We start from the raw sequence: 13,635 nt of genomic DNA, 5'->3' as shown, positions 1-13,635 counted from the left end.
AAGTCATTTGTCGGAAAATCATGGCGCTCAATCTAAGGCGGCTGGCATCAGAAGCAACCATGGTGGAACCCGTTTCAATTAGAAATGTTGCATTGCAACGTATGATTCATGTTTCCTGCCTAGAGGTTCGTCCATGAGCAAGCAGCTAACATTCTCGGCAATGACAGCCGTCCTGACAATGGCCCTGTTCGCTGCATCGGCAGATGCTGGCCAATTCGGCCCGCCCAAGAGCGGCCAGTTTGCCGGACACGCCCCACTTCTCGATCTCAACGCACGCTTCTGATCCGAGCGGGAGCGGGCCCCGGCAGCCTGCCGGAGCCCACCCTTCGTTATCAATTAATCGTTATGGTCGCTGCGCGTCGGTTCTGCGCCCATGCGGATTCGTTCGAACCCAGCGCGACCGGACGTTCCTTGCCATAGCTGACCGTGCGGATACGGTTGGTCGGAATGCCAATGCTGACGAGATAATTCTTCGCCGCGTTTGCACGGCGTTCGCCGAGCGCCAGGTTGTAATCACGCGTCCCGCGTTCATCGGTGTGTCCTTCAATGGTGAAGTTCACACTCGAATACTGGCTGAAGTACTGCGCCTGCGTCTGAAGCTTGGCCGCGTCTTCTGAATCGATATTATAACGATCGGTGTCGAAATAGACGACCGTGTTCGCTTGGCCGACAGCAGCAATGAAATGCTGCATGCTGCCAACCGCTGGGCCAGTCGGTGCAGTCGGCGTCGGTGCCGGCGTCGCGACATCCTGGGGCGGCGGCGGCAGTTCTTCGGGAGCTTTTTTCTGGCAGGCGGAAAGCGCCAAAACAGATGTCAGCATCGCGGTAGTAGCAATACGTGTATTCATTAGCTGTCCCCTTATATAAAACAGCGGTTGCAATCGGTTTGCCCCCGATTGATATTCGCCCCCACGACTATTCTAATGATCCTACGGCAGGATCGGTCCCCACGCCGGATCGGATGCGTCGACCGGAGTAGGCAGACGCCGCTCGTTTTCACCGGTCAGGTCAACCTGCCAGAGCGATGTGCGGCCACTATTTCGCTCGGTACGGAAGAACTGGATGATGCGGCCATTGGGTGCCCAAGTCGGCGCCTCGTCCTGCCAGCCCTTGGTCAGCTTGCGAAAGCCGCGGCCATTGGGGTTCATCACCGCCACGTTGAAATCGCCGGCGATATGCGTGAACGCGATCTGGTCGCCGCGCGGGCTCCACTCGGGCGTGGCCGACCGGCCGCCGAAAAACGACAGGCGGCGCTGGTTCGATCCATCGACGTTCATGACATAGACTTGCTGACTGCCGGACCGGTCGCTTTCGAACACGATCTTGCTGCCGTCTGGAGAGAACGAACCGCCGATATCGATGCCTGGCGCGTCTGTCAGGCGTTCGCTGCGGCCGCCGCGAGCCGAGACGCGGTAAATGTCGGTATTGCCGCCCACCGCCATCGAATAGAGAATGAACCGCCCGTCCGGGCTCCACCGAGGCGCAAAGGTCGGATTTTCGCTCTGCGTCACCAGGGTCTGCTGTCCGGTGCCGATGTCGTAAACATAGATGCGCGGATTGCCGTCGACATAGCTTAGGTAGACCAGCTGGCGGTAATCGGGCGAATAACGCGGCGTAAGCGCGGTAGAGCGGCCCGTCGTAATGAACCGGTGATTGGCGCCGTCGCTGTCCATGATGGCCAGCCGCTTGGTGCGGTTATCTTTCGGACCGGTTTCAGCGATATACGCGATGCGGCTGTCGAAGAACGGGCTTTCGCCGCTCAGCCGCGAATAGATGAGGTCGGCGCATTTGTGGGCAGCCCGGCGCCAGTCGGCCGGCGCGACGACCCAGCCTTCGGAAACCAGACGGTCCTGCAAGGCCATGTCGTAGAGGTAGCAGCCAACCGTCAGCCGGTCATCGCTGCGGGCGCGGACATAGCCGTGAACCAGCATTTCAGCACCGCGATTGGACCAGGTGGCCCAGCTGGGCGAATTGATGTTCGCGAATGTCGGCCTGGGCAACGCATCGGGTCCAGTCGGCTTGAACAAACCGTTGTTGCGCAGATCGGCTGTGATGACACGGGCGAGTTCGACCCCGAGCGCAGCGGTACCTTCGGCATTGGCCGGAGTGGCGACATTGCGGTCGGTCGCAAAGGCAGGGATGGCAATGCCGAGATCATCGAGATTGCCCTCGAACGAAACCGAGCCGGTCAGGCCGCCCTCTTCCTCGATCGTCTCGACCGCCTGACCTTCGGGCAGGGGTTCGCCGAGATCCTGATCCTGTGCAGCCAGCGGAGTGGCCACCAGCGCTAGCGATGCGATCAACAGATATTTCATTGGGCAAGTCTCCAATCGAAGCCGAAGGGTCCAACCACCTTCCAAGCCTCGTAATATTCTTCGGGCAAATCAAACGGGGCAGCCAGTTGCACGGCCCGGATGGCCTGTTCGCCGTGACGTCCGGCTTGCGCGCGGTTGGTATCGTTCACGCCGATCTGATTCACGATTGTGGGCCGGCCGTTCAAGCTGCCATCCGGGTTCAGGCGAAAGCGCAGGAAAGTCGTGATCTTTTCGACTTCTGGACCGCTCGGGGGCTGCCAATGCGGTTTGATCTCTCGCGATATGCGCTGCACCAGCGACGCCTTGGCGCTCGCGCCGATTTGGGAAGCGGGGACGCGGGTTTCCTCAGTAGCCGTGCTATCACCCGCTCCGGCCAGGAAATTGTCGCCCACGCGCGAGCCGCCGCTACGTTCGGAAGCGCGTGGCTGAGCTTGCTCACGCGGTTGTTCGCGGCGAGCCTGTGTGCGGGTTTCGCGGGCGGGTGCGGGAACAGGCTCGGCGCGCGCAATGGGCCGGTCCACCTGCGGCTGTGAAGGGGCTTCGAGTATCTCGGGTGACGGAGCCGCCGTGTCGGCAAGTTCCGGTGCAATTGCCGCCCGGCTTTCCGGCACCGGATCAGGCGCAGTAGCTTCCAGGCCGACATCCTCTGCCAGGCTTACGGTCATTCGCTCGGTCTGCGGGATTTGCGGAGCAGGCAGAAATGCCTGGATAACCATCGCGGCGACCAGAAACAGGTGCAGCGTCACCGCGACAATCAGTCCGGTGCGCTCCTCAGCCCTGATGCCAACTCTCTCCATTGCCTCTGGCTATTCCTCGTCCGATGAACCGGAATTGACCGGAGCAGCGGACTGACCGCCATTGGTCACCAGAGAAATACGATTGAGCCCTGCCCGGTTAAGCTCGCCCATGACTGCCATGACCCGCCCGTAATCGAGGCTGCGGTCGGCGCGCAGGGTGATATCCGGGCCGCCGCCCTCCCGCGGGATGCTTTCGAGCGCTGCAGGAAGACCGCACACTGCGACCTGCTGATCGTCGATATAGACATAACCCTGGCTATCAATGCTGAGCGATACCTGCTGCGCTTCCTGCGGCAGGGCATTTGCGCGGCTGTCGGGCAATTCAATCGGGACGCCCGCTGTCAGGAGCGGCGCGGTCACCATGAAAATGATGAGCAGCACCAGCATCACGTCGACGAATGGCGTAACGTTGATTTCGGACATTGGGCGCCGCGCACGCCCCCTGCCGCGCCGCCGTCCTTTTGAAGAAGCGAGGCTCATCGCCATGTCAGCGCTGCTCCAGCTGGCGGCTGAACGTGGCGTAGAGACGGTCGGAGAAGCGGTGCAATCCCGCCTCGTAACGCTCAACCGTGTGGCTGAAGCGGTTGTAGGCGATAACGGCCGGAATGGCAGCAAACAGGCCGATTGCCGTTGCAAACAGTGCCTCGGAGATACCGGGTGCGACCACGGCGAGTGACGAGCTTTCCTGCGCGCCAATCTGGAAGAAGCTGTTCATGATGCCCCAGACGGTACCGAACAGTCCCACGAACGGGGCGACGGCGCCAACGGTGGCAAGGAAGTTCAGTCGCTCGGCGATATCGTCTGCTTCCAACGCGACCTGGCTTTCCATTGCGGTCGCGATCCGGCTGCGCAGCCCTTCGCGGTCGCGTATTTCACCCTTGCTGGATTTGCGCCACTCGCTCACCGCGGCCTGTGCCACGCGGGCCGAAGGGATATCCTTGTTTCCGCGTTCGGACATGAAGCGGTCGAAATTTTCCGCCTGCCAGAACTCGCCCTCATAGGCACGGGTCCGCTTGCGCAATCCGTTCATGCGCAGCGAAAACGAAACGATGATCGTCCACACCCAGATACTGGCGAGGATAAGGCCCAGCATCACGAGCTGGACGACGATGTCCGCATCGAGGAATAGCTGAACGGGGTCGAGCCGGGTAGGTGCGCCTGCGGCGAGCATATCGAGTGTAATCATCGATCCTCTGTCGAGTTGACGAAGCGCGCGAAAGCCGCGCGCCATTTTTCGGGTTGCCGTTTCGGCCGCCCTTCAAGTGAAATGAACCCGACGCGCAATTGTGCCTCGGCAAGCAATTCGTCGCCCCGGAACGCCTTCTGACGCATCCGGCATGACGCGGCCTTCAGTTCTGTGCAGCGCGTCTCGATCAGGATGTCATCATCCAGCTTTGCCGGCCGCAGATACTTCAGATTGACCTCGGACAGCGCGTAGGCGCCCTCGCCGGATTCAATCGCGGCGCGCTGGTCGATTTCCAGTCGGCGCAGCAAATCCGAGCGTGCACGCTCGAACCAGCGCAGGTAATTCGCGTGATAGACAATGCCGGAAAGATCAGTGTCTTCGTAATAGGCGCGCACGGCATAAAGATGCCGGTCGCCATCGAGCACACCGTCGGGAAAGTTTGGCAGGACCATCAGTGCGGCGCTCTAGCGCAGCGGTGATTCGCTGCAAAGCTCCGTTTGGCTTCAAATAGATGAACGGCGGTGAAATGCCCTCAGCGCGCGATCATTGGTCCAAGGAATTGCCCGCCAAAGATATGGACGTGGAGATGCGGGACTTCTTGTCCGCCGTGCGCGCCGATATTGGCCATCATGCGGTATCCCGGCTCCACCAGCCCCTTGTCACGGGCTACCTTGCCCACGGCCCGGACGAAACCGGCGATTTCCTCTGCGCTCGCCTTGGTGCTGAAATCGTCCCAGCTGACGTAACGCCCCTTGGGGATCACGAGTGTATGGATTTCGGCCTGAGGATTGATGTCCTCGAAGGCGTAGGCCCAGTCGTCTTCATAGACCTTCGTGGACGGGATCTCGCCGCGCAAAATTTTCGCAAAGAGATTGTTGTCATCGTAAGGCAAAGTCGGATCGATCGGCATTATTCTGCCCTGCTCGCTTTTTCGTCCAGTCCCGAAATCCCCTCGCGCCGGTCGAGTTCGGCGAGGACCTCCGCCAGCGGAATCTCCTTTGCGCCCAGCAGGACAATGAGGTGGAACAGCACGTCAGCTGCCTCGCCTACCAGTTCTTCGCGGCTGCCCGCCAAGGCTGCCGTGATTGTTTCGACCGCTTCTTCGCCAAGCTTGCGCGCCATTACGGGCAGGCCGCGATGGTTGAGCTGTGCCACATAGCTGCTGGAGGGGTCGGCGCTGCGCCGGGCAGCAACTGTTTGTTCAAGGCGCGAGAGCGTATCCATGCGCGCGCTATGCACCGCAGAACCCAGCGGCGCAATCAGTCCTGTTTGCGATCGAGCACGAACCGCCCGATGACGATGCCGCCCAAGGCAACACCCATGAGCAGTATGCCGTGCGGTTCAGCCAAGAGGGTGCCGTGCATTTCCATGGCCCAGGCCCTAGACCCGATTCCGTCACAGCGATGTAAATAGCTGCAAAATTGGCGAACTGCGCGGGCTCAGCCGCGAGCGGGCAATCCGGCTGCGCGCAAGGCTGTATGGGCTTCGGCCACGGTGTGCTGTCCAAAGTGGAAGATGGATGCGGCAAGCACCGCACTCGCATGACCTTTGGTCACGCCTTCGACCAAATGATCGAGTGTGCCGACACCGCCGCTGGCGATCACGGGAATGGAGACGCTGTCGGCAATCGCTCGCGTCAACTCGAGGTCGTAGCCCTGTTTCGTGCCATCGCCATCCATTGAGGTCACGAGCAATTCGCCCGCTCCCAGTTCAGCAAGCCGATGGGCGTGTTCCACCGCATCGATGCCAGTGGGTTTTCGCCCGCCGTGGGTATAGATTTCCCAGCCGCGAAAGCCTTCGCCTTCGGTCTTCGCCCGCGCGTCCACGCTGGCAACGACGCACTGGCTGCCGAATTTCTCTGCAATCTCGCTGACCAGTTCGGGGCGCGAGACAGCGGCAGAGTTGATCGCCACCTTGTCGGCGCCGGCCAGCAGCAGTGCCCGTGCATCTTCAACGCTCCGCACCCCGCCTCCAACAGTCAGCGGCATAAAGCATACCGCGGCCGTTCGGCGCACAATATCGAGCAGCGTCCCGCGCCCTTCGTGCGTGGCGGAGATGTCGAGGAAACACAGCTCGTCAGCGCCCGCCCGGTCATAGGCCTGCGCCTGTTCGACTGGGTCGCCAGCATCCTTGAGGTCGACGAAATTGACACCCTTGACCACGCGCCCATCGGCAACGTCGAGACAGGGGATGACACGGATACGGACGGTCATAGCAGGGCAATATCCATCGCTGGTCCGGCGAAATAGCTGAGCCCGATCATGCTCGGGTCGCCATCGCCAATGCAGCGGCAAGATCCAGCCTTCCGTCATACAATGCGCGGCCTGTTATCACGCCTTCGATACCCTCATGCGCATGCAGTTTCAGCACATGGACATCATCGATCCCTTTCAAGCCGCCGCTCGCGATCACCGGGATATCGACCTGGCGCGCAAGTTCGACGGTCGCATCGATATTCACGCCTTTCAGCAGCCCGTCGCGGCCGATGTCGGTGAACAGGAGCGCAGCTACACCGGCATCTTCGAACCGCCGGGCGAGGTCCACGACCGCTACATCCGACACCTCGGCCCAGCCTTCAGTCGCGACCATGCCGTCCTTGGCATCTACCGCTACTACGATCCCGCCAATGAATTCGCGCGCCATATCCTTGACGAACTCCGGGTCCTTCAGCGCTGCAGAGCCCATAACGATGCGCGAGACACCGGCATCGAACCAGCCTTCAACGTCTTGGCGCGTGCGAATGCCGCCGCCAAGTTGAACATGGCCCGGAAAGGCTTCAACGATCCGCTCGACAGCCTCGCGGTTTTGCGCCGACCCTGCGAACGAGCCGTCCAGATCGACCACGTGGAGATGCTCTGCGCCCGCATCGGCAAACAATTGCGCCTGTGCTGCGGGATTGTCGCCGTAGACGGTTGCACGCTCCATATCGCCTTCGGCAAGCCGGACAACCTGGCCAGCCTTGAGGTCGATTGCGGGGAATACGATCATGGGTTCCACTCAAGAAAACGCGATAGAAGGCCAAGTCCGTAGGATTGGCTTTTCTCAGGATGAAATTGCACGCCTAACAGATTGTCGCGGCCCACGGCAGCGACAAGACCGCCGCCATGGTCGGTCATCGCCAGAACGTCGCGGCCCTTGGCAGCATGAAAGTGGTAGGAGTGAAGGAAGTACGCCTCGCCTTCGCTGATGACATCGTGATCTTCCGCATGATGGGTCAGCGCGACGTCGTTCCACCCCATGTGCGGGACCTTCACGGTTTCGTCACGCGGCTTGATCAACCGCACTTCACCCTCAATCCAGCCAAGACCGGGTGTCTCACCGTATTCCAGGCCCCGCGTGGCAAGCAGCTGCATCCCAACGCAAATGCCCAGGAATGGCGCGCCGCCGACGAACACACGCTCGTGCATCGCCTCGATCACGCCAGCTTCAGCGCGAAGGCCAGCGGCACATGCGCCGAAGCTGCCCACACCGGGCAGGACTATGCGATCAGCTGCACGCAGCACATCGGGATTGGCAGTAACCGTCACATCGGCGCCAACCTTGCGTAGCGCGTTCTCGACCGAATGAAGATTGCCCGCACCATAGTCGACGAGGGCGATAACCTCAGCCACCGAGCTGCCCCTTCGTGCTCGGAATGGCCCCGCCCTTGCGCGGATCTACTTCGACCGCAGCGCGCATTGCGCGGGCAAAACCCTTGTAGGCGGCTTCGCAGATGTGGTGGTTATTCGTGCCGTAGAGCAGCTCGACGTGCAGCGTCAGGCCGCAGGTCTGCGATACCGAATGGAACCAGTGTTCGATCAGTTCGGTGTCCCATTCGCCAAGCTTTTCTTGGCTGAAACCGGCCTTCCAGACGAAATAGGGCCGGCCCGAAATGTCGAGTGCGACGCGGACCAGCGTTTCGTCCATCGGCGAATAAGCGCTGCCGTAGCGCGCGATACCACCCTTGTCGCCCAGCGCCTGCGACAACGCCTGGCCCAGCGCCAGCGCGCTGTCTTCGGTAGTGTGATGCTGATCGACATGGAGGTCGCCTTCGACCTTCATCGTGACATCGATCAGCGAGTGCTTGGAAAACTGTTCGACCATGTGGTCGAGAAAGCCAATTCCCGTTGAGATGTCATAGGTGCCGGTCCCGTCGAGATTGACCTCGACCAGGATCTTGGTTTCAGCGGTGTTTCTTTCGATACGGCCTGTACGCATGGCTGCGCGCTATAGGCGAGCAGACGCCCTAAGCAAGAAAATGCGGCTATTGGCGCGGTAAAGACTGGCTTAAAGCGCTTGACCCGGGACACTTGGAGTATCACCTAGGGCCCCATGAGCGACGATACTCCCGACAGCCTTATTCCGTACGATTCAATCGTACAGGAAGCCCTGCGCGCCGTGGTTGGCCGAGTGCTGAGCGAAATCGAGGCCGGGGGCAGTGAACTGCCCGGAGCGCATCACTTCTACATCACCTTCAAAACCCATGCGCCGGGTGTATTGGTTCCCGACAGCCTGCGCGAACGTTTTCCTGACGAAATGACCATCGTCCTGCAGAACAAGTTCTGGGATTTGAACGTTCGCGAGGACGGTTTCAGCGTCGGCCTGTCCTTCAACCAGATCCCGGCCGCGCTCGATATTCCGTATTCCGCAATTACCCAATTCGTCGATCCGGCGGTAGATTTCGGCCTGCAATTCCAGGCAACTGTTGCCGACATGGCGCCTGCTGCAACCGATCCTGCCGGAAATGACGAGGAACAGGGCGGTGCAGAACCCGTTGAAGGTGCTGAAGACGGCTCAAACGTCGTCACGGTCGATTTCGGCCGAAAGAAATAACAGCGCGGCCATATTCCCGCGCCGACAAGGGGCAGGACATGGGCTTTTCCAGGAAAAACAAACCGAACCACATCACCGACCGCGCAGCAGACGCGCTCGAAACGATGACGGACAGCAACCCAGCGCATGACGATCCCGTGCCGGGGCCCAGCACGAATCCCGCGACCAATGTCATCATCCATGACATCCTCTTGCGCAGCGTGGGCCGCATGTCCCGTCTTACTGTCGAAAAACTAGTGTTGGGCCGCCAGTATGGCCCGCAATTTGCCAAGGACGCGGTGGAAAACCGATCGCTGGTGCAAACGCTCGCCGCTTACGGCGTAACCAAAGTCGCGACAAAGTCGGTGCCGGGCGCGCTTGTCGTGGGGACCGGCCTCGCGATTAAGGTCTTGTTCGACCGCAGTCAGTCACGCCGGAAATCTCGGCGGGCGGGCCAAAAGAGCCTTCGCAAGCAGGCCGATCCGGACAGCTAGGAAGGAATCGGGCCTCGCGGGCTTGATCAACTGCCACTTGATGCGCCAACAGCGCGCATGGCCGAATCCACTTCTTCACAAAACGCGCTGGCCCGTCGGGGCCTCATGTTCATCCTTTCCTCGCCCAGCGGAGCCGGAAAGACGACTATCTCGCGGATGCTCCTGGAAGCTGACAGCGAGATCAAACTTTCGGTCAGCGTAACCACTCGCCCACCGCGCCCGGGGGAAGTGGATGGTGTCCATTACTACTTCGTGGACGATGCCGATTTTGACCGTATGGTCGAAGAAGACGATTTTTATGAGTGGGCGCCTGTCTTCGGTTATCGTTACGGCACTCCAAAAGGCCGGATTCGTAGCGCGTTGAAAGAAGGGCAGGATTTCCTGTTCGACATCGACTGGCAGGGTACACAGCAGCTGTATCAGAAGGATCAGCAGGACGTGGTCCGGGTGTTCATCCTCCCGCCAAGCATCGCTGAACTGGAGCGCCGCCTGCGCAGCCGCGGCACCGATGCGCAGGACGTGGTCGATGCCCGGATGGAGCGTGCCCGCGCTGAAATCAGCCATTGGGACGCTTATGATTATGTGGTCATCAACGAGGATGTCGACGCGTGCTTTGCAAAAGTTCGCGAAATTCTCGATGCCGAGCGCATGAAGCGCCAGCGGCAGACCGGACTGATCCCTTTCGTTCGCGAATTGATGAGCTGACGCGAACCGGTTGGTCTGCTCGCAAGCAGATCGCCCAACACGTGGTCGCCTCGCGGCAGTCCTACGGGGAGTTTGCTGCGGCCCTTTCTTTCATAATACGCTTGTTGCGGGCTTCGACCAGCCGGAAGGCTTTCATGACCGAGAATTGATCGTCGGTCCTGCCTTCATGGCCTAGCAGCCAGAGCTGCTGATAGAACCAGTAGATCCCGGCAAACCCGCTCACGGCTTTCACCATCTGGAAGCGCTTCAAAAAGCCGAGCCATCCAGGCAATAGGTCGAGATCATCCTCATACCGCGGCACTTCCTGCGCGCCTTTCAACAAACGCGCCGGTGCGTCGGTCTGGACACACATCGGGCGGCCCAGACCGATAACATCAGCGGCGCCAATTTCGAGCGCCTGCTCCATTGCAGCGCGGGTGCGGAAACCGCCGGTGACCATCAGAGGGACCGAAACAGCGTCTTGCATCGCCTTGGCGAAATCGACGAAATATGCCTCGCGGGCGGCAGTCGAAGGGGCTACATTTTGCTGCTCCTCTTCTTCCATCCCTTCGATGCCCATCAACTTTGGCTGTTCATAGGTACCGCCTGATATCTCGATCAGGTCAACGCTGGCCGCTTCCAGCCATTGGACGACTTGCAGGCTGTCCTGAAAGTCGAAGCCGCCCTTCTGGAAATCGGCACTGTTGAGCTTCACCGAAATTGGGAAATCAGGCCCGACCGCCTCGCGCGTTGCCGCAACGATTTCCAGCAAAAAGCGGGCCCGGTTTTCGAGAGTGCCGCCATACCCATCCGTCCTGAGATTTACCCGGGGACTGAGAAATTGCGACACCAGATAGCCATGTGCAGCGTGGACCTGGACGCCGGTAAACCCGGCATCCTTGCAGGCCTTTGCGGCAACCGCCCAGCGCTTCGCCAGGTCGGCGATCTCGCTCGTAGTGAGCGGAACAGGCTTGCCAAACTGCCCGCCGGGAAGTGCCAGCGGCACGTCGGAGGACGACTTGGGTGCCGGATTGACCAGTTTCGGCGTCTGACGCCCACCGTGACTGATTTGCGCCCACAGATGAGTGCCGTTGCGCGTTCCGGCCTTTGCCCAGCTGGCCAGCCTCGACGCCATGTCGGCATCGGGCTCGCGCTCGATCACGACATTGCCGGGCCGTTCCAGATGGTCCCGGTCGACAATGATGTTCCCGGTCAGCAGCATCCCTGCACCGCCATCGGCCCAGATGCCGTAGAGCCGCTCCAGCTCGGGAGTTGGCCTCCCGTCAGGGGTAGCCAATCCTTCGGTCATCGCGCCCTTGGCGATACGGTTCGGCAATATGGCGCCGCAGGGAAGGACAAGGGGGTCGGACAATTCTTGCATGGCCATGATCCCCCCGCCCCTACTCTTTATCGTCCGCCTGCCGGGTCAGCGAAGTGCGTCGGCAGGTGCGCATTCACGATGCCGCCATCGACCGCAATGGTTTCGCCGACGGTGTAGTTTCCGGCCCGGCTGGCGAGATAGACGCAGCTTCCGCCCATATCGAACTTGTCGCCGACACGCCTGTTGGGAATGCCCGCAGCGCTGGCTTCGGCGTGGTCGCGGGCGACCTTGTTCATGCTGGACGGGAATGCGCCCGGCGCGATCCCGGTGACATAGACATGATCCTTCACCAACCGCGCAGCCATGCGGCGCGTGAGGTGAATAAGCGCCGCTTTGGATGCCTGATAGGAATACGTCTCCCACGGATTGATCCTGAGGCCGTCGATGCTGGCGATATTGATCACCTTGCCCGGCTTTTCCTGGCTGGCATTGGCGGTGAGCAAATGATGCAGCTTCTGTGTCAGGAAGAAGGGGGTCTTCACGTTGAGATCCATCACCTTGTCCCAGCCCTCTTCGGGAAAGTCGAGATAATCGGCTCCCCATGCGGCACCGGCATTGTTCACCAGGATATCGAGGTGGTCTTCACGGTCCGAAAGTTCGCGGACCAGTTCTTCAATGCCTTCCATGGTCGAGATGTCGCCCTGGATTGGTACGACGCGCTCGCCAAGTTCACTGGCGGTTTCGTGCAATTCTCCGCCCTTGCGCGCGGTGATGTAAACCCGCTCGCATCCAGCGGCGAGAAAGCCTTCCACGATCATTCGGCCAATTCCGCGGCTTCCGCCTGTGACGAGCGCATTGCAGCCCTTGAGGCTGAACATATCTTCGAGGTTCATGCTGTCTCTCCTGATCAGTAGCCGCTCATTTCGGCCACCCGGCCGGCGTGGTAATACATATCGCCAAGGAACTCCTGCAGCGCGCGGTCACGCTTCATGTAGAGCCCGATGTCGTATTCGTCGGTCATCCCGATGCCGCCGTGCATCTGCACGCCTTCCTTGACCGCCAGACCTGCCGCCTTGGCAACCTTTGCCTTGGCGACAGAAGCCATCAGATCGGCTTTCTCGCTTCCGCCGTCGAGCATCTGGGCAGCTTTCATCGTGACCGCGCGAGCGATCTCGACTTCGGAATAGAGATGCGCCGCACGGTGCTGGAGCGATTGAAACTCGCCGATCAGCTTGCCGAACTGCTTGCGCTGCTTGAGGTAATCGACGGTCATATCCATTGCGCCGCTGGCAACGCCGACACCCTCGGCAGCAGCGCCGATGCGACCAGCGATAAGCATGGCGTTAAGGACTTCGCGTCCGCCATCGACTTCGCCGATCACGGCATCGCCGTCCAGCTCGACGCCGTCGAACTTCGTATGGGTCGCCATCGAGCTGTCCACTAGGCGGACCGCGTCATGGCTCATGTTGCTGGCATCCTTGGGCACGGCAAACAGTGTGATGCCGTCATTGTCGTCATCGCTGCCCGAGGTGCGCGCTGCAACAACCAGCATATCGGCGCTGGCACCGTGGAGGACATAATCCTTCTGGCCGGTCAGCCTGAAGCCGTTGCCGGACTTTTCCGCCTTGGTGGTTATGCGTTCGGGGCGATGCTTGGCGCCCTCGTCAATCGCCACCGTATAGACATGTTCGCCGGAAATGAGGCCGGGCAGCCACCGCCCGCGCGCATTGCTGTCGGCATGCTTAAGTGCGGTAGCAGTCAGCACCGAACTGGCGAGGAATGGTGACGGAGTAAGATTGCGTCCGATTTCCTCGAGCACGATCCCGGCTTCATAGCTGCCCATTCCAAGGCCGCCATCGTCTTCATCCACCAGCATTCCGGTGAAACCCATTTCGGCAAACTGCTTCCACAGACCGTGGCCAAAGCCGTCCTTGCAATCGCGGTCACGCCAATGGCGCAGTTGTTTCGCGATCGAGCCTTCTTCGGCCATGAACTGACTTGCGGTTTCGGCCAGCATGGCCTGATCGTCATCGTGATAAAGAGGCAT

At 60.5% G+C, this 13,635-nt stretch carries 19 protein-coding genes; 4 read left to right on the top strand and 15 right to left on the bottom strand.

Annotation, left to right across the window (positions count from 1 at the left end; all coding sequences use genetic code 11):
• Nucleotides 1–133: 133 nt before the first annotated feature.
• A complete protein-coding gene (locus K3166_RS01360) occupies nt 134–283 on the top strand; it encodes a hypothetical protein (RefSeq protein ID WP_221422928.1) in 150 nt (49 codons plus the stop codon).
• A gap of 49 nt (nt 284–332) precedes the next feature.
• Here the strand turns inward: K3166_RS01360 and pal are convergent, their stop codons facing one another.
• From pal to hisB, 12 genes are all read right to left on the bottom strand, one after another.
• Nucleotides 333–848 (bottom strand): peptidoglycan-associated lipoprotein Pal, encoded by a 516-nt coding sequence (gene pal, locus K3166_RS01355; RefSeq protein WP_221422927.1) that lies wholly within the window; start codon nt 846–848, stop codon nt 333–335.
• A gap of 81 nt (nt 849–929) precedes the next feature.
• Complete coding sequence (tolB, locus tag K3166_RS01350) at nt 930–2,315, bottom strand: Tol-Pal system beta propeller repeat protein TolB (protein WP_221422926.1); 1,386 nt, start codon at nt 2,313–2,315, stop codon at nt 930–932.
• On the bottom strand, nt 2,312–3,112 hold the full coding sequence (locus K3166_RS01345; protein ID WP_221422925.1) for an energy transducer TonB: 801 nt from the start codon (nt 3,110–3,112) through the stop codon (nt 2,312–2,314). The genes tolB and K3166_RS01345 overlap by 4 nt, the downstream gene beginning before the upstream one ends.
• A gap of 9 nt (nt 3,113–3,121) precedes the next feature.
• On the bottom strand, nt 3,122–3,598 hold the full coding sequence (locus K3166_RS01340) for an ExbD/TolR family protein (protein WP_221422924.1): 477 nt from the start codon (nt 3,596–3,598) through the stop codon (nt 3,122–3,124).
• A gap of 1 nt (nt 3,599) precedes the next feature.
• Complete coding sequence (gene tolQ, locus K3166_RS01335) at nt 3,600–4,295, bottom strand: protein TolQ (RefSeq protein ID WP_425594575.1); 696 nt, start codon at nt 4,293–4,295, stop codon at nt 3,600–3,602.
• Entirely contained in the window at nt 4,295–4,750 is a 456-nt protein-coding gene (locus K3166_RS01330) for a YbgC/FadM family acyl-CoA thioesterase (RefSeq protein ID WP_221422922.1), read from the bottom strand. The genes tolQ and K3166_RS01330 overlap by 1 nt, the downstream gene beginning before the upstream one ends.
• 80 nt (nt 4,751–4,830) lie before the next feature.
• Nucleotides 4,831–5,208: a histidine triad nucleotide-binding protein gene (locus tag K3166_RS01325; RefSeq protein ID WP_221422921.1), complete on the bottom strand. Its 378-nt coding sequence runs from the start codon at nt 5,206–5,208 to the stop codon at nt 4,831–4,833.
• On the bottom strand, nt 5,208–5,522 hold the full coding sequence (locus K3166_RS01320; RefSeq protein ID WP_221422920.1) for a phosphoribosyl-ATP diphosphatase: 315 nt from the start codon (nt 5,520–5,522) through the stop codon (nt 5,208–5,210). The genes K3166_RS01325 and K3166_RS01320 overlap by 1 nt, the downstream gene beginning before the upstream one ends.
• A gap of 215 nt (nt 5,523–5,737) precedes the next feature.
• Nucleotides 5,738–6,511, bottom strand: a complete 774-nt coding sequence (hisF, locus tag K3166_RS01315) for an imidazole glycerol phosphate synthase subunit HisF (protein ID WP_221422919.1) — start codon at nt 6,509–6,511, stop codon at nt 5,738–5,740.
• Between the two features lie 46 nt (nt 6,512–6,557).
• Entirely contained in the window at nt 6,558–7,286 is a 729-nt protein-coding gene (gene hisA / locus K3166_RS01310) for a 1-(5-phosphoribosyl)-5-[(5-phosphoribosylamino)methylideneamino]imidazole-4-carboxamide isomerase (protein ID WP_221422918.1), read from the bottom strand.
• Nucleotides 7,283–7,909, bottom strand: coding sequence for an imidazole glycerol phosphate synthase subunit HisH (gene hisH / locus K3166_RS01305; RefSeq protein WP_221422917.1), 627 nt, complete (start codon nt 7,907–7,909; stop codon nt 7,283–7,285). Before hisH ends, hisA begins: the two co-directional genes overlap by 4 nt.
• The gene (gene hisB, locus K3166_RS01300) at nt 7,902–8,495 is read right to left on the bottom strand and encodes an imidazoleglycerol-phosphate dehydratase HisB (protein WP_221422916.1); all 594 of its coding nucleotides are present in this window, start codon (nt 8,493–8,495) and stop codon (nt 7,902–7,904) included. Before hisB ends, hisH begins: the two co-directional genes overlap by 8 nt.
• Before the next feature lie 114 nt (nt 8,496–8,609).
• Between hisB and K3166_RS01295 the strand changes: the two genes are divergently transcribed.
• The 3 genes from K3166_RS01295 to gmk are packed head-to-tail and all read left to right on the top strand — an operon-like array spanning nt 8,610 to nt 10,288.
• On the top strand, nt 8,610–9,110 hold the full coding sequence (locus K3166_RS01295; protein ID WP_221422915.1) for an SspB family protein: 501 nt from the start codon (nt 8,610–8,612) through the stop codon (nt 9,108–9,110).
• A 38-nt stretch (nt 9,111–9,148) separates the two neighbouring features.
• Nucleotides 9,149–9,583 (top strand): hypothetical protein, encoded by a 435-nt coding sequence (locus K3166_RS01290; protein ID WP_221422914.1) that lies wholly within the window; start codon nt 9,149–9,151, stop codon nt 9,581–9,583.
• Nucleotides 9,584–9,640: 57 nt separating this feature from the next.
• Nucleotides 9,641–10,288, top strand: coding sequence for a guanylate kinase (gene gmk / locus K3166_RS01285; RefSeq protein WP_221422913.1), 648 nt, complete (start codon nt 9,641–9,643; stop codon nt 10,286–10,288).
• 61 nt (nt 10,289–10,349) lie between these two features.
• Here gmk and K3166_RS01280 read toward each other — a convergent pair whose 3' ends face one another.
• The 3 genes from K3166_RS01280 to K3166_RS01270 are packed head-to-tail and all read right to left on the bottom strand — an operon-like array spanning nt 10,350 to nt 13,635.
• Nucleotides 10,350–11,654, bottom strand: coding sequence for an NADH:flavin oxidoreductase/NADH oxidase family protein (locus K3166_RS01280; protein WP_247714679.1), 1,305 nt, complete (start codon nt 11,652–11,654; stop codon nt 10,350–10,352).
• A 20-nt stretch (nt 11,655–11,674) separates the two neighbouring features.
• Nucleotides 11,675–12,481 carry an SDR family oxidoreductase gene (locus K3166_RS01275; protein WP_221422912.1) on the bottom strand — a complete coding sequence of 269 codons (807 nt, stop codon included), beginning with the start codon at nt 12,479–12,481 and terminating at the stop codon, nt 11,675–11,677.
• Nucleotides 12,482–12,495: 14 nt separating this feature from the next.
• Nucleotides 12,496–13,635 (bottom strand): acyl-CoA dehydrogenase family protein, encoded by a 1,140-nt coding sequence (locus K3166_RS01270; protein WP_221422911.1) that lies wholly within the window; start codon nt 13,633–13,635, stop codon nt 12,496–12,498.

The organism is Qipengyuania psychrotolerans (genome assembly GCF_019711355.1).
Classification (GTDB): domain Bacteria; phylum Pseudomonadota; class Alphaproteobacteria; order Sphingomonadales; family Sphingomonadaceae; genus Qipengyuania; species Qipengyuania psychrotolerans.
Note: the sequence above shows the minus strand (reverse complement) of the source record. Positions and strands in the feature narration are given on the sequence as shown.

What these genes read in the sequence shown, in the direction of transcription:
- K3166_RS01290 (WP_221422914.1), top strand. Translation starts at nt 9,149, where the DNA reads ATGGGCTTTTCCAGGAAAAACAAACCGAACCACATCACCGACCGCGCA.
- K3166_RS01360 (WP_221422928.1), top strand. Translation starts at nt 134, where the DNA reads ATGAGCAAGCAGCTAACATTCTCGGCAATGACAGCCGTCCTGACAATG.
- K3166_RS01345 (WP_221422925.1), bottom strand. Translation starts at nt 3,112, where the DNA reads ATGGAGAGAGTTGGCATCAGGGCTGAGGAGCGCACCGGACTGATTGTC.
- K3166_RS01280 (WP_247714679.1), bottom strand. Translation starts at nt 11,654, where the DNA reads ATGGCCATGCAAGAATTGTCCGACCCCCTTGTCCTTCCCTGCGGCGCC.
- hisF (WP_221422919.1), bottom strand. Translation starts at nt 6,511, where the DNA reads ATGACCGTCCGTATCCGTGTCATCCCCTGTCTCGACGTTGCCGATGGG.
- K3166_RS01325 (WP_221422921.1), bottom strand. Translation starts at nt 5,208, where the DNA reads ATGCCGATCGATCCGACTTTGCCTTACGATGACAACAATCTCTTTGCG.
- K3166_RS01270 (WP_221422911.1), bottom strand. Translation starts at nt 13,635, where the DNA reads ATGCCTCTTTATCACGATGACGATCAGGCCATGCTGGCCGAAACCGCA.
- tolB (WP_221422926.1), bottom strand. Translation starts at nt 2,315, where the DNA reads ATGAAATATCTGTTGATCGCATCGCTAGCGCTGGTGGCCACTCCGCTG.
- hisB (WP_221422916.1), bottom strand. Translation starts at nt 8,495, where the DNA reads ATGCGTACAGGCCGTATCGAAAGAAACACCGCTGAAACCAAGATCCTG.
- K3166_RS01330 (WP_221422922.1), bottom strand. Translation starts at nt 4,750, where the DNA reads ATGGTCCTGCCAAACTTTCCCGACGGTGTGCTCGATGGCGACCGGCAT.
- pal (WP_221422927.1), bottom strand. Translation starts at nt 848, where the DNA reads ATGAATACACGTATTGCTACTACCGCGATGCTGACATCTGTTTTGGCG.
- K3166_RS01295 (WP_221422915.1), top strand. Translation starts at nt 8,610, where the DNA reads ATGAGCGACGATACTCCCGACAGCCTTATTCCGTACGATTCAATCGTA.
- K3166_RS01340 (WP_221422924.1), bottom strand. Translation starts at nt 3,598, where the DNA reads ATGGCGATGAGCCTCGCTTCTTCAAAAGGACGGCGGCGCGGCAGGGGG.
- K3166_RS01320 (WP_221422920.1), bottom strand. Translation starts at nt 5,522, where the DNA reads ATGGATACGCTCTCGCGCCTTGAACAAACAGTTGCTGCCCGGCGCAGC.
- hisA (WP_221422918.1), bottom strand. Translation starts at nt 7,286, where the DNA reads ATGATCGTATTCCCCGCAATCGACCTCAAGGCTGGCCAGGTTGTCCGG.
- gmk (WP_221422913.1), top strand. Translation starts at nt 9,641, where the DNA reads ATGGCCGAATCCACTTCTTCACAAAACGCGCTGGCCCGTCGGGGCCTC.
- K3166_RS01275 (WP_221422912.1), bottom strand. Translation starts at nt 12,481, where the DNA reads ATGAACCTCGAAGATATGTTCAGCCTCAAGGGCTGCAATGCGCTCGTC.